This is a genomic window from Paenibacillus macerans, from assembly GCF_050565405.1.
Classification (GTDB): domain Bacteria; phylum Bacillota; class Bacilli; order Paenibacillales; family Paenibacillaceae; genus Fontibacillus; species Fontibacillus macerans_B.
On the sequence record NZ_JBNYYG010000017.1, the window covers coordinates 24,931 to 48,529 of the forward strand.

The window sequence follows — 23,599 nt, forward strand, 5'->3', positions numbered from 1 at the left end:
AGCAAAGCTAACGCCAATGATAAGGTAATTTTATTAAATCATCGTTGATTATTCAACAATTGTTGATTACAAAGAGAGGATGAGAACAATCCATGAAGGTATTGGTTTACGGAGCAGGCGTGCTAGGCAGCTATTTGGCCCATGCGCTGATTCGCGGAGGCAACGATGTTTCCGTACTGGCACGGGGAGGGCGTGCGGAGGAGTTGGAGAAGGATGGCCTGGTCATCCGGCATTATGTGCAGCGCAAAACGACGGTGGATCCGGTGCGGGTCATCCGGTCGTTGGAGGCGGACGATCTCTATGATCTCATTTTTGTGGTGATGAAATATACGGATTTCCGGGAGGTCCTGCCGATCCTGGCGGGCAACCGGAGCAGCAACATCGTGCTGGTCGGCAATAATGCCGAAGCCCGGGACATGCAAAACGAACTCCTGGAACGAAGCGATGCGGAGAAACACGTCGCCTTCGGGTTCCAACTGTCCGGAGGGCGCCGGGAAACCGGCCGAATGGTCTGCGTCCGCGGCGGCGGCGGGCAGATGGTGCTTGGCAGCTTGGACGGGCCCATCTCCTTTCAAGTGTTGCTCGATCAAGCCTTTGCCAAAGCCAAGTACAAACTCGCCTACCACAACGAAATGGACGCCTGGTTGAAAAATCATATCGTGCCGATTATGGCGCTTAACTATGTGACTCAAATCCACAAGGGCCGAATGAAAGAGGTTGCCCGGGACGGGAAGCTGCTGAGCCATGCGGTAACCGCTATGGATGAAGGCTTCCGCGTGCTGGAAGCGCTTGGTTATCCCCTAATCCCTGCCGGTCAAGCTTCGTTCATTCGTAAACACAAACAGCTCGTTCGGCTTTTTCTGAAAATCTATCACCTGCTGCCGGTCAGCCGGATGATCGACGGTAACTTTAGCGAAGTGGAGGCCTTGGCCCGGAGATTCAACGAATGGAAACAGCGGGCCAAGGTCCCGACGCCCCATTGGGATGAGCTGGAGCGGCAGCTTCGCGCAAAGAAGGCTGGCGAATAGTCGCCAGCCCCTTTTTACAAATGTCTTAGTCCAAACTTGCCGTGTTCACCAGCGGAAGTTCGCCTTCTTTACGCTTCTTCGCATAATCCGCCGTTGCCGTAAAAAGAACGTCGGAGGATGAATTCAGCGCGGTTTCGAAGGAATCCTGCAGCACGCCGATGATGAAGCCCACGCCGACCACTTGCATGGCAATGTCATTCGAGATGCCGAACAGACTGCACGCCAGCGGGATCAGCAGCAGCGATCCACCGGCAACGCCCGAGGCGCCCGCAGCAGACACGGCAGACAATATGCTAAGCAACAGCGCCGTTCCGAAATCCACTTGAATGCCCAGCGTATGCACGGTGGCCAGCGTCAAGACGGAAATCGTTACCGCCGCACCCGCCATGTTAATCGTAGCGCCCAAGGGAATGGATACCGAATACGTATCCTTATTCAAACCCAATTTTTCGCATAATCTCATATTGACCGGAATGTTGGCCGCCGAACTGCGTGTAAAGAAAGCCGTGATCCCGCTCTCCTTGAGGCAGGTCAATACAAGCGGATAGGGATTCGCGCGAACGTTCAGAAACACGATCAAAGGATTGACTACCAAAGCCATAAATAACATACAACCGATCAGAACCAGAAGCAATTTGCCATAATCGAGCAAGGAAGCGAGGCCGTTGGCGGTAATCGACTCAAATACGAGTCCCATGATTCCGAACGGTGCAAACTGGATGACCCATTTCACGATTTGCGATACGGCGTCCGACAAATGGGTAAGCGCGTCTTTGGTGTGATTATTGGCGCCTTTCAAAGCCACGCCAAGCAGGAGCGCCCAAGCCAAAATGCCGATATAGTTGGCACTCATCAAGGCGTTGACCGGGTTGTCCACGACTTTGAAGAGCAAAGTCTTCAATACTTCAACGATACCGCCCGGCGGAGTCAAATCTCCGGCTCCCGACGTCGCAAGCGACAAGCTGACCGGAAAGATAAAGCTGGCCGTCACCGCGATCAGACCCGCCAAAAACGTGCTTGCTCCGTATAAGGCGAGGATCGATTTCATATTCGTTTGACGGCCCTTTTTATGGTTCGCGATGGCGGACATCACCAACAGCAGAACCAGCACGGGGGCAACCGCTTTTAAGGCGGACACGAATAAAGAACCGAAAATCGTGAGACCTGTTGCACTTGGAACGGACAAAGCCAAGATGATACCAACCACAATTCCCGCGAAAATCCGTTTAACGAGACTCAATCGGTTCCACCTGAGTACGACTGCTTTCATGATTTCTCCTCCGGTTGATCAAGATAAAGTAGTACAACTAAGCATTGTTGCGACGCTGTAATGAGGCATAGCGTTAGTTTACCATGGATAGCTCCACTTGTGGGAGAGTGGAAATATCTGTGCGTTAATTTTCACAAGTATTCGATGTGCTACGGCGCCATAGCCCCCTCCACGCCGTATTCCTGCAAATCGATATCGGGTTCCAATCCAAGCGCCAGCTTGGCCATTTGGGCTCCGATATAAGGCCCCATGGTTAACCCCGATGCCCCCAACCCGTTGGCCACGCAGATGCCGTTCCAGCCGGGCAAAGCCCCGATCACCGGGAGGAATCCCGGCGTGAACGGGCGAAACCCTACCCGGGCTTCCAGAAAAGTCCCGTTCTCCAATCCGGGGGCAACTTCCAATGCCTTATAAAACACCTCCTGCAAACCGCCTGCCGTTACGCGGGCGTCGTACCCTGGCGGATCGTTCTCGTGGGTGGCGCCGATGACGATCCGGTGATCGGCAAAAGCCAATATATACTGGTCCCCGGGCGGCATAACGACGGGCCAATGGTTCGTGTCCGTCTCAGGCAGCGCCAAATGGACGATCTGCGCTTTTTGGAAAGTGACTTTGAAATCCACGCCTAACGGCTCCAGCAGTGGATTGGCCCACGCACCAGCACAGACCAAAACGGCGTCTGCGTCGATCGATGCGTCCCCTACCCTTACGCCCGTCACCGTGGTTCCCTTAAAACGGAGTCTGGCTTCTCCGTTCAGCAGAGAAGCGCCGTTTCGGATCGCGGCACGCAGCAGCGCATCCCGAAGCGCGCGACCATCGACGCGGGCCGCGCCGCTGATATGCAGCGCGGTATAACCGTCTTCGAGCGGCGGAAACAGTCGCTTCACTTCGTTCGATGAAAGCAAATTGACGTCGCCGATCTCCGGGGCATCCTGCTTGCGCTTCGCCGCCAGCTTCTCAAGTTCGACCAGCTTCAGCTTCTCGTCTTCTCGATATATACGCAGGGCACCCACGCGGGCATAACCGGTGTCGGTTTCCCCCTTCCTTTCCAGCTCTTCGATCAACGAGGGGTAGAAACGCGCCCCTTCCACGGCCAGTTTGTACCAGGCCCGATTGCGGCGCTTGGACAGCCACGGGCAGATGATCCCCGCAGCGGCATCGGTCGCCTGTCCCCGCTCCTTCCGATCGACGATGATCACTTCGGCCCCGCTTCGGGACAACTGGTAAGCCGCCGAAGCGCCTAATATCCCGGCTCCGATAACAATAAACTTTTGCATGTTATAGCATCCTTTGGTATTTAATTAATAATGTGGGTATACTGGAACGCTGATCTTAACCATGAAAGACGTTGTAGTGTGAGATTTCATATGAAAAATCATACAGAATTTTTCCTCGTCAAGGCAAAACCGAAAATCTATATGAAAAATCGTATAGAATTCATCATTTCTGTCGATTCTGGGCAAATTCTATATGATTAATCATATAGAATTAATTATTTCTGTCGATTTCGACGAATTATATATGAAAAATCATACAGAATCAATAACAAAGCGGATGGATGAAGCCTGTACGTTAGGCGCACGCTCCTTCGAGGCCGCCTGTTACTTGTCAAAATGAAACCGAATCGGCAAGCATTCGTAACAACATACAAGTTAGGAATTCCACATTTAGGAGGATAAATCAAATGATCATTACCACAACTCCCACGATTGAAGGTTCTCCAATCAGGCAGTACCTCGGCATCGTCACCGGCGAAGTGATCATGGGCGCCAATGTCGTCAGAGACTTCATGGCCTCCATTACCGACATCGTCGGGGGACGTTCGGGCGCTTACGAGAACAAGCTTCAGGAAGCGAGAGATGCCGCGTTCGCCGAAATGAAGGAGCAAGCGTCGTATCTGGGAGCTACGGCCATCGTCGGGGTGGATATCGATTATGAGGTCGTTCGCGAAGGCATGTTGATGGTTTCCGTCAGCGGAACGGCCGTCATCGTATAACTTCGCATTCAGCGAGCCCATACGACGAAAGCCAAACCCGCAAATCGGGGTTTGGCTTTTTTTGTTCGAGTTCTTTGCTTTACAATACTTTGGTCATAAATACGCTGTTCGGGTCCTCCGCATAATCCGCAAAGGGTTCGCAGTACGCAAAGCCGAAGCTTTCATACAGCCTGCGGGCCGGGGCGAAAGCTTCCATCGACCCCGTCTCCAGGCTCACCCGATGATATCCGCGCCGTTTCGCTTCCTCGAGGAGATGAGCCAGCATCTGTCTGGCTACGCCTTTTCTGCGATACGAGTCGGCGGTCCGCATCGATTTTACCTCGCCATGCCGGCCGTCCAGCTCCTTGAGCGCTCCGCAACCCGCCAATTCGCCGTCGATCCAAACGCTCCAGAAGGTGACGCCGGGTTTCTTTAACCCCTCCAGATTCAGCGCATGAATGCTTTCGGGCGGAGAATTCTCAGCCATATTCGCCAAGTGCTCGCCGATTAAGGCCGCGATCTCGGGCCCGCTTAAGTCGTCCAGCCTGATTTCCATAAACCGTGTCCTCCCTCTTCCTCGTTTATTGCTAGATAGTTTAATTTTGATGATAGAAGTCCTATTGTGCAGAAGAGAGATTATTCAACCAATCCCGTGATCAATTGCAGGTCGATCCCTGTGCCGCTGATCAGAAGCCGCTCCTTTTTATTGCCCAGCAATTGCTGCGTCCAATCTACAAAACCGCCGTCCACGATACTGGCGCCGTTCACGTCGATTTTGAAATTGATTCCCCGGTAATAGGCATTGTCGCTGGCTTCCCTATCCCTGATGAACGAGCATGAAGGAAACCTTCCTATCAAATGTTCGTACATTCTATCCATGAAACCGTCCGAATCCGTGTATCCCTTCCTCATGTGAAGAAATACCTTTACCTCTTTCCCCAACCGATCGCCGTAATAGTGGATGTAGTATTCGATTTGTTTGGCCATCGCCTCTTTTTCGAAGCGATAGGACCCCGTATCTTTGCCCGAACTGACGAGCGAGAACAATCCGAAGTGGGGAATCGCCAGATTCCCCTCGAACTGTTGGGCGCGCGTGACTCTGCAAGCCGAACACACTTGAACATCGCTTGCGGCGTTATCGATGGTCTTGTTGTTGATGCCGTTCGCCAGATAGATCGCGAGCATGTTGGTGCTGTCCGAAATCAATTCGACGCCCCTCGCCGCGGAAACGACTTTATTCTGGGCCACCTTGGCCACGACCGAACAGCTGCCAAGGATACTGGCAGGCGAAAGCTCAATCGGCCCAAAACCGTGGCATTCAGCCGATTCGAGCATGGCAAGCTCAATCCGCTTCAATCGAATTGGACTCCATGCGGCAGGCTTGACGAACCGGTTGGTCGCGTACTTGCCGAGCAAGCCGCTTGCTGAGCTTTGTTCCGTTATTTCTTTGTAAAGCGCAAGCAAAAGCGTGGAGACATCCGAGTGCGATAACCTCGTGGTTAGCTCGGAAATCAAGCTTTCATGGCCCAATTTTTCAAGGACGCGATTTACGATATCGGTGTGCTCCAAGTCCATTCCTCCCCATGAGCAAGTTGCCTTATAAACGAAGCAATTCTCCCGGGTGGTCGGCGTTCGTTCCTATTTCGGCTGAATGTAACCTTCCGCCTTCAGCAGCTCGGCGATCAGTACGGCGCCTCCGGCCGCTCCGCGCAACGTGTTATGCGAGAGGCCGACGAATTTATAATCGTACAGGGAATCTTCGCGCAAACGGCCGACCGAAACGCCCATGCCCTGCTCCAGATCGCGGTCGAGTTTGGTTTGCGGTCTGTTCTCTTCTTCGAAATAGGTGATGAACTGCTTCGGCGCGCTTGGCAGCCCCAGCTCCTGCGGTCTGCCTTGGAATTGCCGCCAGCGTTCGATGATTTGTTCCTTGGCCGGTTTGTTCTTGAACGACACGAACACGGTCGCCAAATGTCCGTCCGTCACGGGGACGCGGATGCACTGCGTCGTAATCAGCGGAGCGCTCGCTTTCAGGATTTGGCCATCGGCCACGCGGCCCCAGATGCGCAGCGGTTCCTGTTCGCTTTTCTCTTCTTCGCCGCCGATATAAGGGATCACGTTGTCCAGCATCTCGGGCCAATCCGTGAAATTCTTGCCGGCTCCGGAGATCGCTTGATACGTCGAAGCGACCACGGTAGTCGGTTCAAAGTCCAGCAAGGCGTTCAACGCCGGTACATAGCTCTGAATGGAACAGTTGGGCTTAACGGCAATGAACCCTGCCTTCGTCCCAAGACGCTTGCGCTGCGCGGCGATCACTTCGATATGCTGCGGATTCACTTCCGGAATCACCATCGGGACGTCCGGCGTCCAGCGGTGAGCCGAGTTGTTGGAAATCACCGGCGTGCCGGTCTTGGCGTAAGCTTCTTCCAAAGCTTGGATTTCCGCCTTTTTCATATCGACCGCGCAGAATACGAAGTCGACGTCCGCCGTCACTACTTCTACTTTCGCCGCATCCTGCACGACGATGTTTTTAACGGCTTCCGGCATCGGTGTGGACATCTTCCAACGGCCCCGCACGGACTCTTCATACGTTTTGCCCGCGGAATTCGCGCTCGCCGCGATGCCCGTCACCTCGAACCAAGGGTGCTGATCCAGCAGCTGCACGAACCGCTGGCCTACCATTCCCGTACCCCCGACGATGCCTACTTTCAATCTCTCACCCATTGAATATCTGTCCTTTCCATGTTGGTTTTGTGTTCTAAGTCCTTAACGATCTTGCCAAACAAAAAAATCCCACCTCCAAGACGAGTCTTCCGTCTTGGGGGCGAGATTGGTATGCCCGCGGTACCACCCCAGCTTCGTTAATATGTCGCCATATTAACCTCTTCAAGTACAGCCTGCGCCCGCATGCGTATACTCTAGCTCTGTAACAGGAGCTCCTGGCACACCATCCCTGACCATACAAGTTCCGATGTGCTGCTCGGAGGCTTTTTTCGATCAAGAAACGCTTTGCTCCTTTTCAGCGGACGGAGCTCTCTGGGAAAGGTTTCAATGATCTACTCTTCTCGTCATCGCATTTCATGTTGCGATTATATTACCAGAATAACGCCTGAACGTAAACCGGTTTACAAAATTTTTCTGTTCGTATTTCACTCCAAACCTTTCATCTGGACCGAATAGCTGCACATTTGCAATTATTCATGTACTATCCGTGCAACCCCTTATAGGGTTCGTGCCTTGGTATCCCTCATGCTGCCTTTGCACGTTTATCCCTCTCGTTCAGGGGGGCCAGGGGCCCGGAGTGAGGCGAGCTCTTGTCCATTTCTCGGCTATCTGATCAAAGGGGATAATCATGCAAAGCGTCCGGGCAGCGTGTTAATCTTCGAAAGAATACAGACCTCATTTAGAGCTAACCCGTATCATGGGGTCATGGCCTTTGTGAAAGATTACTCGACCCGGAATACCTGATTTCTCTTCCGGTACTCCCCCGGCGTGAGCGCGGTTTCGCGCTTGAACAGCCGGGTGAAGTAATTGTGGTCCTGGAAGCCGCATTGCTCCCCGATTTTTTTGAGCGGAAATTCGGTATGCGCGAGCAGCCGTTTCGCCCGGTCGATCTGCAAATGGTGCCGGTACCTTAGCGGGCTCATTCCCGTGTGCTGCTTCAAGCAACGCGCCAGATAGTCGAAATGGTAATGCAGCTCGCGTTCCATTTGCCCGGCGTCGAATGGAAGCTCCAGCCGCTGGGCCAAATAAGCCGCTACCCGTTCGCTAAGCACATAGGAGCGTGCATGCGGACTGTTTTGACGCATCCCGTTCTGCAGCTGTACGAGAAACTGGCCGAAGAGCAGTTGCAGCTCAAAGGATCGATAGGGCGTAAGCACCCGATGCAGCGCGATCATTTCATCCAGCAATGGCCGCACCGCCGGCAGCTCAACCCCGGCAAATTTCGGGACGTCGATCACCGCCGGCCGCGGCTCCGTATCCTGGTCGGTCCGCGCGAGCAGCGGCTGCAGCCAGCTCTGTTTGTCCACCAGCCTTGGCGGAGCGGATTCGGGGTGCCGGAAATGGATCCAGTAGACCTCGGTCTCCCGCTCGGTCGGGCGGTAACCGCGATGTCTTTTTCCCGGCTCCAACGCCAGCAGCTTCCCCTCCTCGATCTCGTATTCGATCCCTTCCTCCTCCATATATAAAGCGCCTTTGGCGCACACGATCAGATCGTACGCATCAAATACCCGATCGGCATGCGTGACTCCGGCCTGCCATAAGGCATAACCTACCGTGGCCAGCAGCGGAACCGGCGGCGCCTGAAACTCCAATACAAGCATCCCATCGCCTCCCCTTACTAATGTAGAAATTGTACTATATTTAGTCGTATTTATCAGCTGTAACAGCCAATCGAATTCATTAGAATGGTAGGTATCGTACGATGCCTAATCCTAATTCCTTAAACGGGAGGACAACCAAACATGAGATTTCGCCAGGTTCATCTTGATTTCCATACGTCCGAAGCCATCGAAGGGATCGGCAGCCGTTTCTCCAAACAGCAGTTCCAGGATATGTTGAAGCTGGGCCACGTTGATTCGATCACGGTTTTCTCCAAATGCCATCATGGCTGGGCCTATCACCCAACCACTGCCAACGAAATGCACCCGCACCTCTCGTTCGACCTGCTTGGCGCGCAAATCGAAGCCGCGCACGAGATCGGCGTCAAAACACCAGTTTATCTATCCGCAGGGCTGGATGAGAAGCTCGCACGCCGGCACCCGGAATGGCTCGTCCGCGATCCGCACGAGAAAGTCAGCTGGTCGCCCGACTTTATGACGCCGGGCTACCATCAGTTTTGCATGAATACGCCTTATCTCGACATTCTCGCCGCCCAGGTGCATGAAGTGGTTGCCCATTACGACGCGGACGGCATTTTCCTCGACATCGTGGGCGTTCGCCAGTGCTACTGCCAGTATTGCGTGGCCGAAATTCGGAGACGCGGTTCCGATCCGCGCAATCTGGAGGATATGAAGGCAATGTGGGAAGAAACGTATATCCATTATGCGCGGAAAATGAACGAAACCGTTCACGCCGTCAAGCCCGGACTTCCCGTCTTTCACAACAGCAGCCATGTGGCCCGCGGCCGCCGCGACCTGGCGCAGTTAAATACCCATCTGGAGCTTGAATCGCTGCCGACGGGCGGCTGGGGCTATGACCACTTTCCGCTGTCGGCGCGGTATGCCCAAGGAATTGGGATGAATTTTCTGGGGATGACCGGGAAATTCCATACGTCGTGGGGCGAGTTCGGCGGATATAAGCATCCTAATGCGCTGCGGTACGAAACCGCGTTAAGCCTGGCTAACGGGGCTCGCATCTCCATCGGCGACCAACTGCATCCGGCCGGCTTTATGGATCCTGCCACCTATGCGCTTATCGGCGAAGCTTACCGGGAAGTCGAAACGAAGGAAGCCTGGTGCGGAGACGTGACCGCCGTGGCCGACATTGGGCTGCTATCCGCCGAGGCGGCGGGCTGGCAGTCATCGGGTCCGCAACATGCCGACACGGGAGCCGTGCGGATTTTGCTGGAGGGGAACTATCTTTTTGACATTGTGGATACACAGGCCGATTTGGAAAAATACAAAGTGATCATTTTACCGGACGGCATCGCCATCGACAGCCACCTTAAAACAAAACTGGCCGCATTCGTCGCCAAGGGCGGAAAGCTGCTGGCCACCGGCCGTTCCGGGCTATCGCCGGACGGATCGCGGTTCGAGCTGGATTTAGGCGTGGAGTGGTTGGGCGAGTCCGCTTTCAAGCCTTCCTACTTCAAACCGGGCTTCGAGCTTCCCTCCCTTCGCAGCGCCTCCTTCGTCATCTACGCCGAAGGCCAGGACGTCAAGCTCTTGCCGAACGGCACCAAGCTGGGCAGCCGCGAGAACCCGTATTTCAACCGCGACTTGTTCACCTTCTGTTCGCATCAGCATACGCCGTCGAATTTGCTGGACGCCGGTCCCGGCATGGCGGAAGGCCCCGCCGGCATCTATGCCGCCTGGAATCTGTTCGAGGATTACGCCCTGAAAGGCAGCCTTCCCGTCAAAGAGATGCTCTGTTATGCGCTGGATCGCTTACTGGAGCGTAAGACGCTGAGCACGAACTTGCCTGCGCAGGGCGTAACGGCCATTCAGGCGCAACGCGCCGAAAACCGCTGGATCCACCATCTACTGTATGCCTCTCCGGTGCGCCGGGGACAAAACGTCGAAGTGATCGAGGACCTGCCGACCCTGTTCGATACCGAAGTCACCATCACCGTCCCTGAGCCGGTGCGGGAGGTTTATTTGGCCCCGCAGCGTACGCCGCTGCCTTTCCGCCAGGAGAACGGCACCGTCAGCTACACCTTGCCGTCATGGTCCTGCCACCAGATGGTCGTGCTGCAGTTCTGACCGGCGCTCCGAAAATGAAAAGACCACTTGTGCTTATGCCTAGTGGTCTTTGTTGCGTTTGATTTCGTTGATAGCTCACAAGTCGCTTCTTTAGTAAACGAATGCTTTAGAAACACCGGAACCCTTCTTTTCTTCACCGCATAAAATTTAAAGATTGAATTTAACTAGGGAGGGAACCTAAATATGGAAATACCTGTTACCGGTTTCATTTTGGATTCCGAGAGTTCCGGATCTCCTCATTCGCATAAGCTTTATATTACTTCCTGGGATGGAAGGCCTGTCCACGTTCATTCTTTTTCCGGAAATACTTCCTTTGACGTGGGACACAGGCACCATTACGCCGGCGTAACGGAGCCCGCCGCCAGCGGAGTACCGCACGTGCACGCCTACTTTGTAGAAACCTCCTTTGATGCGGGTCACATTCACACGATTCGCGGAACCACCGGTCCGGCCATTCCCTTGCCCAGAGGTGGACATTATCATCATTTTGAAGGCTTCACGACCGTAAACGGAATGATTCCCCACCGCCATGGATATAGCGGGAACACCAGCAACGAAGAAGACTAAGCCGAGTACTCGATTTAGCTAAAATACTCAATAAATATAGCGTTGATTTCATCGGCTATTTCATGATTTATGCCATGTCCCACTTCGGCAAAAAAGCGGGCGTTCATTTGATGTTTCTCAAGCTCGTTTTTTCCGCCAAGAATCATAAAGGGATCCGCCTCTCCCGATAAATAAAGCACCTTGTCTCGAATACTCCCGATCTGTTCATCCGTAAAACCGGCAACCTTGTGATACTTCATGGCCATATTATTGTAGCCCTTTAAAAGGAGCGTAAAATGCTCGAAGACTAGCGGATTTTCCGTAAAGGCGGCACTATTGCGGCCCGCAAGCTTATTCAGCAATTTGACGGCATTGCGTTTGGTGGGAAACAGCGCTTCCGGAAGAAAGATTTTGATCATTGTCTTCATAGGATTACCGCCCACCGCGGGGACGCTTGCCGCCATGCTCAGCACCTTGCTGACGCGCTGTGGTCTATGTAAAACATAATATTGGGCAAGGTATCCTCCATGGGACACGCCTGCCATGTTCACTTGCTCCAACCCCAGACCGTCAAGTATTTCATCAATCCAAATCGCGTCGTCAAAAGCCTTGTTGTAGTTGTGATTCGGAACGCTTTTTCCGGGTCCTCCTAGCGTATCGACGGCATAAAGCCGAAAATGCGGCGCAAGCGCAGCGGCGTTGTAGATCCACATCAAGGCGGAGTCATCGCCGACACCATGAAACAGTAATATCGGCTGAGCGTTCGCCGCTCCAAAAACGTTGACATGCGTTCTGCCGTAACGTGTCGGAACATCAAGCTGCGTCATCAAAGTATTCCATGCCTCAAGCAAGAGGTCATAGGTCGATAATATGGCTTTTTCAGCTTTTTGCGATTTATAAATTTTCATGCGCCCTTACCTCCCGGTCAAAATAACGATTATAGAATCGTCTAAGCAACGAGGTCAGTTCAGTTTTTGCAGCCGATTTTGCTTCGGGAGTTGCGGAAACAGGACCCGAAAAATAACGCAGAAACACGAATAGAATGATGGACTGATATTCTGATGCGAGATCCGCTTGGTTGTCTCTTCGGATAAACCCTCTTTCCATCAGCGAGGCAAAGACCTTTTTCTGATGCTCGAGCGGGTCGGTAAACAACAGCTGGTGATACATTTCTGCCGCAGCATCGCTCACTTGATTCTCAATAGTCAGCATCCTGATCAGTTTATAAATTTTCTCATCCAGTAAATATTTTTCGATATAAGAGATGCCGGATGCAATGAATTTGAGGCCGTCCACTTCAATGCTGGCGCTTAAAGCCTGATTGAATCCGGCTTTCATGTCTAGCGCCCAACGCTCTGCCTGCTGCAACAGGGTCTGGAGGATATCTTCCTTATTTTTGAAATGATAGTATATGGAGCTTTCTTTGATGCCGACAACCCGCCCGATGTCTCTAATGGACACCGCCGTATACCCGTTTACGGAAAACATATTCAATGCAGTAGCAAGAATTTTTTCTTTCGTGGTCTGTTCCGAACTGTTCAATGGTCAACCTCCATCCCTTGACTAACAGTTGTTAGGCAACTTTAGATTACCTAACAACTGTTAGTCTGTCAACCTCAAAAAGTCCGGAGAGTCTTATCTCCTGCTTGTTTTATTTTTGGCAAATTTCACTTGAATTGGTTACCGCAGCGCCGTAAGCACCTCCTCCGTCGACCGGATCTTGCCGATGCGCGGGAAAATATACTTGCAGACGAAGTCGTGCTCCGCTTGGGTCGACGCGGTCATGGCATCCTCGATAAAGATCTGGTCGTATCCGTGCTGGAACGCTTCCCGGGCCGTCGTATCCACGCCGATGGAGGTCGATATGCCGCACAGCACGATCGTATCGATGCCGCGCCGGCGCAACTGCAGATCAAGATCGGTTCCGAAAAACGCGCCCCACTGCCGCTTGGTCACGAGATGCGCCCCTTCTACTTCGGCCAACTCGGGCACGATTTCGTCCCAACCCTCCGGATACGCCCCCGGGCTCAGATGCAAATCCGTATCCGGCTTCAGCATGTCCTTCCCGTCCAGGGAGGAGACGCGGACCAGCACCACGAAACCGCCTTCCTCGGCAAACGCCCGCGCCAGCCGGCCGGCGTTCCCCACCACCTCGTCGCTCCGGTAAGGGGCGCTTTCCCGCGAGGGATGCGCGATCCCTTGCTGCAGGTCAATGACGACCAGCGCCGTTTTTTCCGCAATGACCACCGTCTTGTTCTCCGTTTGATTCATCTCCGTCATTTCTCATCCGCTCCTTCTAAAGTCGATTACCCCTGGAGGACCGCCTGTTTGGCTGGATCCCTCAGCTTCTTATACACCTTGAAATACACCCATGCCGCGTTGATCAGGAGCAATGCGCTGGTCGCCAAAAATACGTACGGAATCCCAAACCAAGCCGCGACCTGCCCGCCCAGCACCGATCCGGCAAAAACGCCCAAATATCCGGCCGCCATACTGAACCCGAACACCCGGCCCGTCAACGCATCGGGCGTGATTTTTTTGATCAGCGTATTGACCGAGGGGTTCAACCCCGCCGAGGCCAGCCCCAGCATAAACCGCAGTCCCATCAGCTGCCATGGATTGCGCACGAACGCCTGCGGGATAAAGAAGATTCCCGCCGCCACCAGCGCGGCCAGCATCACTTTATGCGCGCCGATCCGGTCGGACAGCTTACCCAGCCTTGGTGCGGCCACGATATTGGCCAGTCCCGAAGCCGAGAAGATTATCCCGGCCAGCAGCGCCACATGGCTTGCATTCCGGGAAATTTGGTTGACGTACACCGTTAGGACCGGCTCCACCGAATACAAGGCGACGCTCAGCATGAAGAAAGTCACGAACAGCGTGATCGTCAAGCTTTTTTCCGGCACCGTCCGCCAGATTTCCTTCATGCCCGGCACTTTGGTTTCGGTTCGCACGAACGTTTCCTTGACGAAAAACACCGTGGTCAGGAAAGCGATCAGCATCAACCCTCCGGTCAGGAAAAAAGCGTCCTGCAAGCCGAGATTCTCCGCAATGAAACCGCCGATCGTCGGTCCCAGCAGGGACCCGGAAATATTGGCCGTAGATAATGTGCCTAACGCGTAACCCGCGTGTTTCTTATCCGTCTGCGTCGCGATGAGCGTCGTGCAGGCCGTGCCGTATCCCGTAATTACCCCTTGCAGCAGCCGAAGCCCGATGAGCACGTAAACATGGGTTGCAAAACCCATGCATCCGATGATCACGGCCATCCCTAGGCTGGCCCGCAGCAGCATCGGTTTCCTGCCGTATTTGTCCGCCGCAAGGCCCCAGATCGGCGAAAAAACCGCCGAGATAATAAACGTAATGCCAAACGCAAATCCGGAGTATTGGGCGATCGCATCCGCATTGTCGACGCCAAGGTGCTTGATGTACAACGGCAAAATCGGCGCGATCTGGCTCATCCCCACTCCCGTCACGAACATGCCGAACCAGCAAACGATCAAGTTTCTTTTCCAAATCGGCATAACAAAAAAGCCTTCCTTCTGTAAGTCACCCTGTCATGCACGCACGCGCAATGAACAATATTGTAGGATGATCTTAACGCAAGAAACGGCTCTAAACCATGCATTATCTTAAACTCCATGGACGATTTTGCTGTAGAATTCCGAGGGACTGATGCCTTCCGTCCTTTTGAAAATGCGGCTGAAATAAAACTCGTCGGCAAAACCGAGCTCCAGCGCGACCTCTCTGATCTTCCTGTCGCCTTCCAGGATCAGCTCTTTCGCTTTATCGATCTTGAGTTTGTTGAAATACTCGATGACGGTATATCCCGTGGCTTGCTTAAAGGCCCGCGACAGGTAGTAGGATGACAGGTGGACCAGTTCGGAGAGCTCAGCCAGCGTGATCCGTTCGCCGAGGTGGTCATGCATGTGTTGAATGACCTTCTCGACTTTAAGCGAGACGGCGTGGTTTTGGTTTTGCTTCTTCAGGTTTTGAAACACCTCGTACAGCATCTGCTGCAAGCAAGCTCTGGTCAGCAGCTCATACCCCGGCAGCTTGGCATACCAGCCGGCCACCAGCTTTCGAAAGGCGTCCTCGACCTGATAGCCGTTTTGCAGCAGTTGCACCGCCTGCAACGGCATTCTCCCCGGATCATGGCCGATGGACCAGGCGCCGTCGTCGAAGCCGACGCTCGCATAGCTGAAATGAACGGAATAGAAGCAAATCGGTTCCGCTTCATCGATTTCGATCGTATGGGGTACGCCTGGACGTATGTAAAACAACAAGGCGTCCTGGACGGGATGCTTCTTGCGGTCCAGCGTAAAGCTGCCTTTTCCCCCGGTGACGAGCAGCAGCTCGTGATGCTGAAGCGTGCGGGTGATTTTGCTTCGCAGCTTCTTGCCGTCGTTCGGCAGCTTGCTGTTGCAATAATGGATATGGAAGAAGAGATTTTTCAGGCTCATGCGGCTGATTCGCCTCCGTTCGTCGGTCTCTCGTAACGATCGCAACTACTGCGATTAGACCACATTGGCAGCCAAACCGCAACCTCGCCCCTGGAAAGACGTGATCATCATGGGGTTCGGTGTTTACCTGTTCGTGAAATACATCTGGGTATCGGCATTCGTACGCATAGAAAAGGCCAACCCAAATCGGTTGGCCTTGATGGCGTTTAAATTCGAACTTATTTTACTTCGTTTGCGCCGGTTACTTTCCCGTCGATGGCAGCTGTTGCTTTCACGTCTTCGCTGGCGAAGTACAGGTTGCCGTCGATCGTCGCGGTTTTATCCAAGTTGAAACCATTGGCTTCTACGTATACGTCGCCTTTCACGGTACCGCCTTGAATTCTCAGGTTTTCGCTTTGAACCGTCAGTTTAGGTACGGTCAATGTAAACGAAGCCGTAATGTTGTGATCCGCGTCTTGGGTATACAGCGCGATTTTACGGTAGATGTCTTTCGCGGCATCGCCCTTGTCATGGAATTCGCCGGCTACGACCACGTCGTTGTCAACCGTCAGATCGCCCAAAGTCGCAATGATCCAAGTCCCCTTTTCGCTAACTGCGTTGGTGAATGCATCCGCTTGATTTACGATCGATGCCGTTGTTGTGGCGTCCGTTTGCTCAGCGGGTTTATTCGCATTGGCTGCCGAATTATCGCTATTCGAACCGCACCCTGCCAATAGAGCCGCCGCGATTCCTGCTACTACCAAACCTTTGACCATTTTCATTTTGTTTCCCTCCTATTTTTATCTTCAGTTTGAATTATAAAAAAAAACGTTATATTTAAATGTGATTAATTTCACATTTATTGTGTTGTTTTTCACAATCCATGTCACAACAAATTCATAGTTTATGAGATCATCCCGTAACGGACTCCAGGGATTTATTTCGCCCCAAACCGAGACATTTTCGATGATTCGAAGGAAATAAAGTCTCCCTGGTCCGTTAATATTTTAAGATGCCGATACGGGAAGATATAAGGTCACTGAAGTCCGTTAGCGGATTTTATCAACTCGCCGATAGGAGGTGTTGGTCAACGCTGAAGAAAAACCGGCGCGCCCATCGGAGAAGACCCTGCTCCGCCGTCGACGCTGATTTCCGCGCCGTTAACGTAAGACGAATCGTCCGAAGCCAGGAACAGAACGGTATTGGCCAGTTCCTCCGGTTCGCCTAAGCGGTTCAGCGGAATCCCCCTCTTCAGGTATTCTTCCAGTTGGTTAAAACTTGGGGACGCGGTGTCGCCCCAGATCGGCGTTCTCGTGGCACCGGGAACCACCGTATTCACGCGGATGCCGCGCGGCGCCAGTTCCGACACCAAAACCCGGGCCATGCTCGTGACCGCCCCTTTGCTTGCGGCATAAGCGGCGTAACCCGGGCTGCCGGCCTTGGCCAGAACGGAGCCGTTCAAGATCACCGAACCTCCCGCTCTCAGATGCGACAAGGCGGCTTGAACCGTGAAGAACACGCCGGATATGTTGATATCGACGATATTTTTAAATAGGGCAGGTTCCGTTCCGCCTAATGGCGTATTCCCGGCGATGCCGGCGTTGGCGAAGACGATGTCCAGCCCGCCGAAAGTATCCACGGCAGCGGCAACAGCTTTTTCCGCGCTCGCCGGATCCGCAGCGTCCGATGCCACGCCAATGCTGTTCGCCGCCCCCAGCGCATCCACCGCTTTATTCAAATTGTCCTGATTCCGGCCCGTGATCACGACCTTGGCGCCTTCGGCCACGAACAATTTCGCCGTGGCGAAACCGATCCCGCTGCTTCCCCCGGTAATTAACGCTACTTTCCCATTCAATTTTCCCATGTAATATCGCTCCTTCATTTCTAGGTTTATTTTTTGAGAACGTTCATTCTCAAATAAGCAAAAAAAATTACTTCAACTTCAATACGGACATCGTCGTATCGATAATCCGGCCCAGCTTCTCTTTGTCGTCGACTGTTTTTACCAGGACCCGCAGGCCGGCCAAGGCATTATTGAAATAGGCCGATAGTTCTTCTGCGTTCAGCGACGGATCCAGTTCGCCCGATCGTTGACCTTCCAGAATAAGCCGGCGGATCAGTTCCTCTGAATGGTCCCATCCCTTGGCGACGAACGCTTTGGACTCGGCGTCAAACAACGCCAACTCCACGGCCGTATTCACCATCAGGCATCCCATCGGAGTTCCTTCCTCCGGTTGGATAACCATTTCGAACATGGCGCGGATCGCATCCTTCGCGGAACGGGCGCCGCCCGACAAGGCTGTTATGCGCTTCTCGATCAGTTCGCGATACCGGTTAAGCGTTTTGAGATACAGGGAATGCTTATCGCCGAACGTGTCGTACAAGCTGCGCTTATGAACGCCCATATGCTCGACCAGATCCTGCATCGATGTTTTCTCATAGCCTTGTGCCCAAAACAGCTTCATCGCTTTCAGCAGCGCCGTATCTTCGTCAAATTCTTTGGCTCTGGCCATCTTGGCATCCCCTCCTTTCGATTTGACTTTATCATATTGAGAACGATCGGTAAAGTATTATTTTGCACCGACGTTCTTGAATTTTGCTTCGAGTTAAAACAACAGCTCCCGTCACCGGATATTTCCGGCCGGGAGCTGCTTGAATCATGCGCTATCATTTAATGGTAAAGGTTCAATTCTGCGATCGACCACCACCACTCCGGCGTAGCGGACGTCTGTACGATCTTCACGTACCGGGCGGTTTGTTTCGGGAACGTCGCCCAAATTTGCTCGGACGTTCCTGCGTCCTCCGTGATCGCCGTCCAATTCTCGCCGTCCTCGGACACGAGAACTTGGAAGCTGCGGGCGTAGTCGTTTTCGCTGCCGCCCGAATCCATGCTCAGCCGGCTGAAGTTTTGCACGCGGCCCAAATCGAGCTGAATCCATTGGTCCGGGCTCTGCCCCACGCCGGACGTCCAGCGGCTGCCAAAGTTATCGTCCAGCAGTGCCGCGACGTCGGCGTAGGTCGAAGCCGTAACCGTCCAACCCGAACGGTCCAGCGCATTCAGGAGCACATTGTCCCCTTCCTCCGGTTCCGGTACCCAAGGCGTCAGGTCGGCCGTATACACCTTCACTTCGTGAATCGACCACCAGTGGGAATCCGTCCCCGTTTGCACGACTTTGAAGTAGCGTGCCGTTCGCAGCGGGAAGGCGGCGGTAACGACCGGACCTTGGCCGACGCCGGAGGCGACGGGACTGCCCCACGTCTCGCCGTCCAGGGACGCGTACACTTCGTAGCCGTGCGCATAGTCGTCGCGGCTGTGCACGCTGTCCATCACGATTTGGTCAACCGGCTGCGCCGCGTCCAAATCGAGCTGGATCCACTCGCCGCCGGTTTGCTCGCGGCCGGACGTCCAGCGGGTGCCGCCCTCGCCGTCCAGCACTGCCGCGGCTCCATCGCCCGAAGAAGCCGTTACGGCCCAGCCGTCAGGCGTCAGCTGCTTTTGCTTGCCGATGCCGTAATCGTTCACATAGAGTTCGGCGATCGACCACCACCGGTTCGCTTCGCCGGATTGCACGAGCTTCAGGTAACGGGCGGTTTGCGCCGGGAACGTGACCGATACAGCTCCCGCCTGGCCTTGGCCGCCGGTGACCGGATCGCCCCAGGTTTCGCCGTCGTTCGAGACGTAAAGCTTATAAGAACGAGGATAATCTTCACCCGCGTTGCCCGGATCCAGGACGATGGAGTCGAAGCGATGCATCGCGCCCAAATCCACTTTTACCCATTGGCCGTTCGCCTGCTCGCGGCCGTTCGTCCAAATCGTGTCGCGGTTGCCGTCAAGCATGTTCGACGTAACGTCTCCCCCTTGCGAGGAGGAGGCGGTCACGACCCAACCGGAGTGGTCTTCAAGCGAGCCGTCCGCCGGCTGAGGCTTTACAGGCTCCGGAGCGCCGAATTTGGCCAGCTTCAGCTCGGAAATCGACCACCAGCTGTCCGACGGAGCGGTCAGCACGATTTTGACGAAACGGGCTTTTTGTTCCGTTAGCGATACGGCCAAGCTTGGAGAAGTTCCCGTGCCGGAGGCGACCGCTTCGTTCCAGGTTTCGCCGTCGGCCGACATATAAACTTCGTAGCCGTGCGCGTAATCGCCCCAGTTCGTGCCGGAATTCATGAACACCGTGTCAAACGACTGCTCGGCGCCCAGGTCGATCTGCAGCCAGTCGCCCGGCGCTTGCGTCCGTCCCGAGGACCAGCGGGTCGCGAGATCGCCGTCGACCATTCGTTCCGCCGCTTCGGAGCTGGAGGTCGCCGTGATCGTCCAACCGCTGCGGTCCAGATATTGAACGCCTTGCGAAGGGTCCGGACCGTCCAGCACCGTATTTTCCAGCGGATTGACTTTTACCTGTGCCTTGGCGTAAACGACCGCGGAGCCCAAAGGACCGTTCGCGCCAAAGAAATGCACCGTCTTGGCGCTGTCCGACGGATTCCAGATCTGCGCGGTGTAGACCCCGTCTTTTTCATACACGGTAACCGCCGGATCGTCCGCCCAAATATCCATCGTGCGGGTTCCCGTCGAAACCATGCTGTGCATGAACCAATACGCGTTGAACACTTCGTTTTGCTGCATCTTGCTCGTATCCCATTTCGCCAGCGCGCCTTCCGGGTCGCCGATCGATTCGAACGGCCAGATGATATGCTGCCACGAACGCTCCGGCTGGCCGCCGAGATCCTTGATCAAACCGGCGTACAGCTCGTTCGTTTTTTGCGGATCGCGCCCGTAATAGGTCATCCATTCCGCCGGCGGCAGCCAGTGAATGCCATAAATTTGTTCCGGATCCCCGGAGAAATAGGTGCCGAACAAGTAGGCGCTGCCGTACACATGGCCTACGGTCGCATGATTGTACCCTTCCACCCAGTTGTCATGGTCGTAGTTGAACCAGTACTGCTCGGCGGCTTTTTCCTCGGTCGTGAAGCCCCAGATGCCGGTATCGCGGTATTCGTCGTTGCCGGTCACGAGACCCCACATGTATTCGCCGACCCAGCTGAACAGCGCTTCGCCGGCGGCTTCCTGATTGTTGCCGCTGCGGTTGTCCGCATAACCGCCCGCCCAGGAATGGCCTTCATACGGATCAAAGTTGCGCAGCCATGGGAATTGGCCGTCCGTTTTCGACGGATTGGCATAATCGCGGATCAGCAGCTCCACCATATCGCGGTAATCGTTCAGGAACTGCTTGTCGTACGTCGCCAGCACGGCGGAAGCGAAGATGTAGTATCCGTAGGTAAAATGATGGTCCGTCAAGCCCGTGTTAACCCCGAAGCCGCTGCCGTACGGGAAGATCGCTCCCCACTCGTCGGAGTAATGGAAATAATACGAATGCAGCCGTTCTTCCGGCGAATAGGAGTACCAATCGGTCAGGATTTTTTTCAGCAGGGACAGGTACCGGTCTCTCCGCTCGGTATCGCCAAGCTGATCGCTGATCAGTGCAGCGAGCGACAGCGGATGCAGCTTTTTACCCTGCCAGTATGGGTCGTCGCTCATCAAGCCGCCCGCCACGTCGGCGTCCAACTGATCCAGATACGCGATAAGCTGCGCACGCGAGTAGGTCGGGTCGTTTGGCTCCACGAATTGCGGGATGATCCCGTAAAAACGGTCCTGCGTCGTAAACGTATTGCCTTCGCTCACCTTCAGCAAGCCGCGGATCGAAGGGTACGTCAGGTCCGTCGTCGGCGTCGCGGTGATTTTCCATTGATGCGGCAGCAGCGCCATCAGCGTTTCCGAAGAAAAGCCCGGACGTTTCAGCTCGGTGACCGAGTTGAAGGTCGTCGTGACGAGCGAAGCCGCCTCATCGTAACGGTAGTCCACTTTCGTATCCGTCACGAAGGCATAGGCATGCGGATAAAAGTTGCCCAAATCCGCCGCGGACGGCAGCGCAGCCAGGGACAGATAGTTTTCGCCTTGGCCGAACTTGATTTTGATCGTATTGCCTAACTTCATGAACAACGTGCCCTCCGGAGCGAACACCCCGTAGTTGCGTACGAACGTTTGCGGCTTTGGCGCTTTGTCCTGGTTGGTCACCTCGATCCCGATATGATCGGCCGTCAGCACGTCCCCGTCATTCAGCAGGATCGGCTGGTTGTTATCGTCGTACAGCCGGGTCATGTACTGCGATTGAAGGATCGCCGCATCCGGATGTTCGAACGTGTTGTACAGGAACGGCGAACCTTTGACGAACGTCGTGGTCATCTTGGCCGTATCGTCATCGCTCATAACCACGTTCGCGGAGTAATCCCCATAGCCGGAAATTTTCGTGACGGCTTCAGCCGGATTGATGTTGTTCGTCGACAGGATCAAGTCCGGTTCGCCGTCGGCGTCGATCGACCCGCCGTCGGCCGAAGCGTAACCGGCTCCCGGATTCAGGATGTTCAGCCCCTGCTTGGTATAGCGGTTTTTCAGCGGCAGCGTCACCAGGCTGTTGCCGTCGCCCAGGTTGGTGATCAGGATCGATTGCCACCAGTCGTTGGACGGAATCGGCGCTTCGACGTTGGACGTGCGGTATTTCGGATTTTTCGGCTCCAGCATCGTCACGTCGTTGATTTCGTAGCTGCCCGCGCCGACCTGCACCGCGGAGGCCGCCGGAATGTCCGGAATGTCGTGGGTCGACTTCGGATCGCCATCCCGGTAGGCGTAAACGCCGAATTCGTACAGCGAATAGCCGTTCGTGGAGCCGCGTCCGAGGCCGGCCATTTTCACGTACCGGGCTTTGGCGTAGACCGGAATGCTTTCCCGGCCGCCCGAGCCGTTCAGTTCGCGGTACACCGTCTTCCAATGCTCCGCGTCATCCGACACCTGAACGTCGTAGGCGCGCCCGTAAGCCGCCTCCCAATTGAAGGACACGCTGCCGATTTCGCGGACTTCCCCAAGGTCGACGTAAATCCACTCGTTGTCTTTGTAGACCGAGGACCAGCGGGTATCGTTGCTGCCGTCGGTCGCGTTTTTCGCCAAGTAGTTTTTCTCTTCCATTTTGGCTTTATCCTCGGCCGACTTGCTAGGCTCGTCGATTTCGAGCGAGGAAGCTACGACTTGCTTGCCCAGCGCCAGATTGGCCGCGGCCGGCTTCGGCGGAAGGCTGGCGCCGCCGGTGCCGTAGACGTTAAATTCGTAAATCGACACCCCGTAAGCCTGCTGTGCCCGCTTCGTACTGAAGACGCGGACATAGCGGGCTTTAGCGGCTACTTCCTTTTCGGTCAAGCCGCCCTTGCCCTCGGTCGTGGAATAAACCGGGTCCCAGTGAATTTCGTCGTCGGACACCTCGAAAGCAAAATCCGTCGCATAGGCGTTTTCCCATTTGACGGAAATTTTCGAAATCGTCGCGCTTGCGCCCAGATCGACGTAAATCCACTGCGGGTCTTTTTGCCACACGCTTTCCCAACGGGTATTTTCGTTGCCGTCGACCGCCATGTCCGGCGTATTCCCGCCCAGCGACGACGAACTGTAGACCGGTCTATATAGAGAAAGCAAATAATCACTCTCTGCGGCATGAGCCGCCGGAGCGGGTAAAGCTTGCACGCTGCTGATCAACAAAATGACAGCGGTCAATAAATGCGCCCAAATCATCCGGGCTTTGCGCTTGCTTGCGAACGCTCTCTTCATGATTTCTCTCCTCCGTTATTGTTTAAACCCTGAAGCAAGAAACCTATCTCCCATCCACGCTCATTCGGCAGTTCACTTTCATCGCATATCTCCCCACATTGTAGAATGATCCTTCGGAGAGGTTCCTTTTGTGGAAAAAAGTACCACTCCATCAAAGATTATCGACCGCTCGTTTGCCATTGTGTAGAGTTTTCCCTGTTAACTCCTAAAAACAGGAAAATAGTACTACTTAACTTGCCGTGGAAATCAGGATTGCAACATTTATGTTTAC

The 23,599-nt window shown here is 54.4% G+C and carries 19 protein-coding genes and 1 other annotated feature; of the genes, 4 read left to right on the forward strand and 15 right to left on the reverse strand.

Annotated elements, in window-relative coordinates; all coding sequences use genetic code 11:
• Window positions 1–92: 92 nt before the first annotated feature.
• Entirely contained in the window at window positions 93–1,028 is a 936-nt protein-coding gene (locus ACQ4N8_RS12560) for a ketopantoate reductase family protein (protein ID WP_430704705.1), read from the forward strand.
• Between the two features lie 25 nt (window positions 1,029–1,053).
• On the opposite strand, the gene sstT is transcribed toward ACQ4N8_RS12560, so the two are convergent.
• Window positions 1,054–2,298, reverse strand: a complete 1,245-nt coding sequence (sstT, locus tag ACQ4N8_RS12565; RefSeq protein WP_430704706.1) for a serine/threonine transporter SstT — start codon at window positions 2,296–2,298, stop codon at window positions 1,054–1,056.
• A 149-nt stretch (window positions 2,299–2,447) separates the two neighbouring features.
• Window positions 2,448–3,575, reverse strand: coding sequence for an NAD(P)/FAD-dependent oxidoreductase (locus ACQ4N8_RS12570; protein WP_430704707.1), 1,128 nt, complete (start codon window positions 3,573–3,575; stop codon window positions 2,448–2,450).
• Window positions 3,576–3,982: 407 nt separating this feature from the next.
• On the opposite strand from ACQ4N8_RS12570, the gene ACQ4N8_RS12575 reads away from it, so the two are divergent.
• Window positions 3,983–4,294, forward strand: coding sequence for a YbjQ family protein (locus ACQ4N8_RS12575; protein WP_430704708.1), 312 nt, complete (start codon window positions 3,983–3,985; stop codon window positions 4,292–4,294).
• Between the two features lie 79 nt (window positions 4,295–4,373).
• Here the strand turns inward: ACQ4N8_RS12575 and ACQ4N8_RS12580 are convergent, their stop codons facing one another.
• From ACQ4N8_RS12580 to ACQ4N8_RS12595, 4 genes are all read right to left on the reverse strand, one after another.
• Entirely contained in the window at window positions 4,374–4,829 is a 456-nt protein-coding gene (locus tag ACQ4N8_RS12580; RefSeq protein ID WP_430704709.1) for a GNAT family N-acetyltransferase, read from the reverse strand.
• Between the two features lie 80 nt (window positions 4,830–4,909).
• Window positions 4,910–5,842 carry a hypothetical protein gene (locus ACQ4N8_RS12585; RefSeq protein WP_430704710.1) on the reverse strand — a complete coding sequence of 311 codons (933 nt, stop codon included), beginning with the start codon at window positions 5,840–5,842 and terminating at the stop codon, window positions 4,910–4,912.
• Window positions 5,843–5,911: 69 nt separating this feature from the next.
• On the reverse strand, window positions 5,912–6,997 hold the full coding sequence (asd, locus tag ACQ4N8_RS12590; protein WP_430704711.1) for an aspartate-semialdehyde dehydrogenase: 1,086 nt from the start codon (window positions 6,995–6,997) through the stop codon (window positions 5,912–5,914).
• A 93-nt stretch (window positions 6,998–7,090) separates the two neighbouring features.
• Window positions 7,091–7,354: a binding site (T-box leader), on the reverse strand.
• 365 nt (window positions 7,355–7,719) lie between these two features.
• A complete protein-coding gene (locus tag ACQ4N8_RS12595; RefSeq protein ID WP_430704712.1) occupies window positions 7,720–8,598 on the reverse strand; it encodes a helix-turn-helix transcriptional regulator in 879 nt (292 codons plus the stop codon).
• Between the two features lie 141 nt (window positions 8,599–8,739).
• Between ACQ4N8_RS12595 and ACQ4N8_RS12600 the strand changes: the two genes are divergently transcribed.
• Window positions 8,740–10,698, forward strand: coding sequence for a beta-galactosidase trimerization domain-containing protein (locus tag ACQ4N8_RS12600; RefSeq protein ID WP_430704713.1), 1,959 nt, complete (start codon window positions 8,740–8,742; stop codon window positions 10,696–10,698).
• Window positions 10,699–10,881: 183 nt separating this feature from the next.
• Window positions 10,882–11,265, forward strand: coding sequence for a YmaF family protein (locus ACQ4N8_RS12605; protein WP_430704714.1), 384 nt, complete (start codon window positions 10,882–10,884; stop codon window positions 11,263–11,265).
• A gap of 14 nt (window positions 11,266–11,279) precedes the next feature.
• On the opposite strand, the gene ACQ4N8_RS12610 is transcribed toward ACQ4N8_RS12605, so the two are convergent.
• From ACQ4N8_RS12610 to ACQ4N8_RS12650, 9 genes are all read right to left on the reverse strand, one after another.
• Window positions 11,280–12,152 (reverse strand): alpha/beta fold hydrolase, encoded by an 873-nt coding sequence (locus tag ACQ4N8_RS12610; RefSeq protein ID WP_430704715.1) that lies wholly within the window; start codon window positions 12,150–12,152, stop codon window positions 11,280–11,282.
• Window positions 12,139–12,786 carry a TetR/AcrR family transcriptional regulator gene (locus ACQ4N8_RS12615; RefSeq protein ID WP_430704716.1) on the reverse strand — a complete coding sequence of 216 codons (648 nt, stop codon included), beginning with the start codon at window positions 12,784–12,786 and terminating at the stop codon, window positions 12,139–12,141. Before ACQ4N8_RS12615 ends, ACQ4N8_RS12610 begins: the two co-directional genes overlap by 14 nt.
• A 138-nt stretch (window positions 12,787–12,924) precedes the next feature.
• Window positions 12,925–13,524, reverse strand: a complete 600-nt coding sequence (locus ACQ4N8_RS12620) for a hydrolase (RefSeq protein WP_430704717.1) — start codon at window positions 13,522–13,524, stop codon at window positions 12,925–12,927.
• Between the two features lie 26 nt (window positions 13,525–13,550).
• Window positions 13,551–14,765 (reverse strand): multidrug efflux MFS transporter, encoded by a 1,215-nt coding sequence (locus ACQ4N8_RS12625; protein ID WP_430704718.1) that lies wholly within the window; start codon window positions 14,763–14,765, stop codon window positions 13,551–13,553.
• A gap of 108 nt (window positions 14,766–14,873) precedes the next feature.
• Complete coding sequence (locus ACQ4N8_RS12630) at window positions 14,874–15,704, reverse strand: AraC family transcriptional regulator (protein WP_430704719.1); 831 nt, start codon at window positions 15,702–15,704, stop codon at window positions 14,874–14,876.
• A 218-nt stretch (window positions 15,705–15,922) separates the two neighbouring features.
• Window positions 15,923–16,465, reverse strand: coding sequence for a polymer-forming cytoskeletal protein (locus tag ACQ4N8_RS12635; protein WP_430704720.1), 543 nt, complete (start codon window positions 16,463–16,465; stop codon window positions 15,923–15,925).
• Window positions 16,466–16,770: 305 nt separating this feature from the next.
• Window positions 16,771–17,547: an SDR family NAD(P)-dependent oxidoreductase gene (locus ACQ4N8_RS12640; RefSeq protein ID WP_430704721.1), complete on the reverse strand. Its 777-nt coding sequence runs from the start codon at window positions 17,545–17,547 to the stop codon at window positions 16,771–16,773.
• Window positions 17,548–17,614: 67 nt separating this feature from the next.
• Complete coding sequence (locus ACQ4N8_RS12645; RefSeq protein ID WP_430704722.1) at window positions 17,615–18,196, reverse strand: TetR/AcrR family transcriptional regulator; 582 nt, start codon at window positions 18,194–18,196, stop codon at window positions 17,615–17,617.
• 158 nt (window positions 18,197–18,354) lie between these two features.
• Entirely contained in the window at window positions 18,355–23,328 is a 4,974-nt protein-coding gene (locus ACQ4N8_RS12650; protein ID WP_430704723.1) for a discoidin domain-containing protein, read from the reverse strand.
• Window positions 23,329–23,599 lie beyond the last annotated feature (271 nt).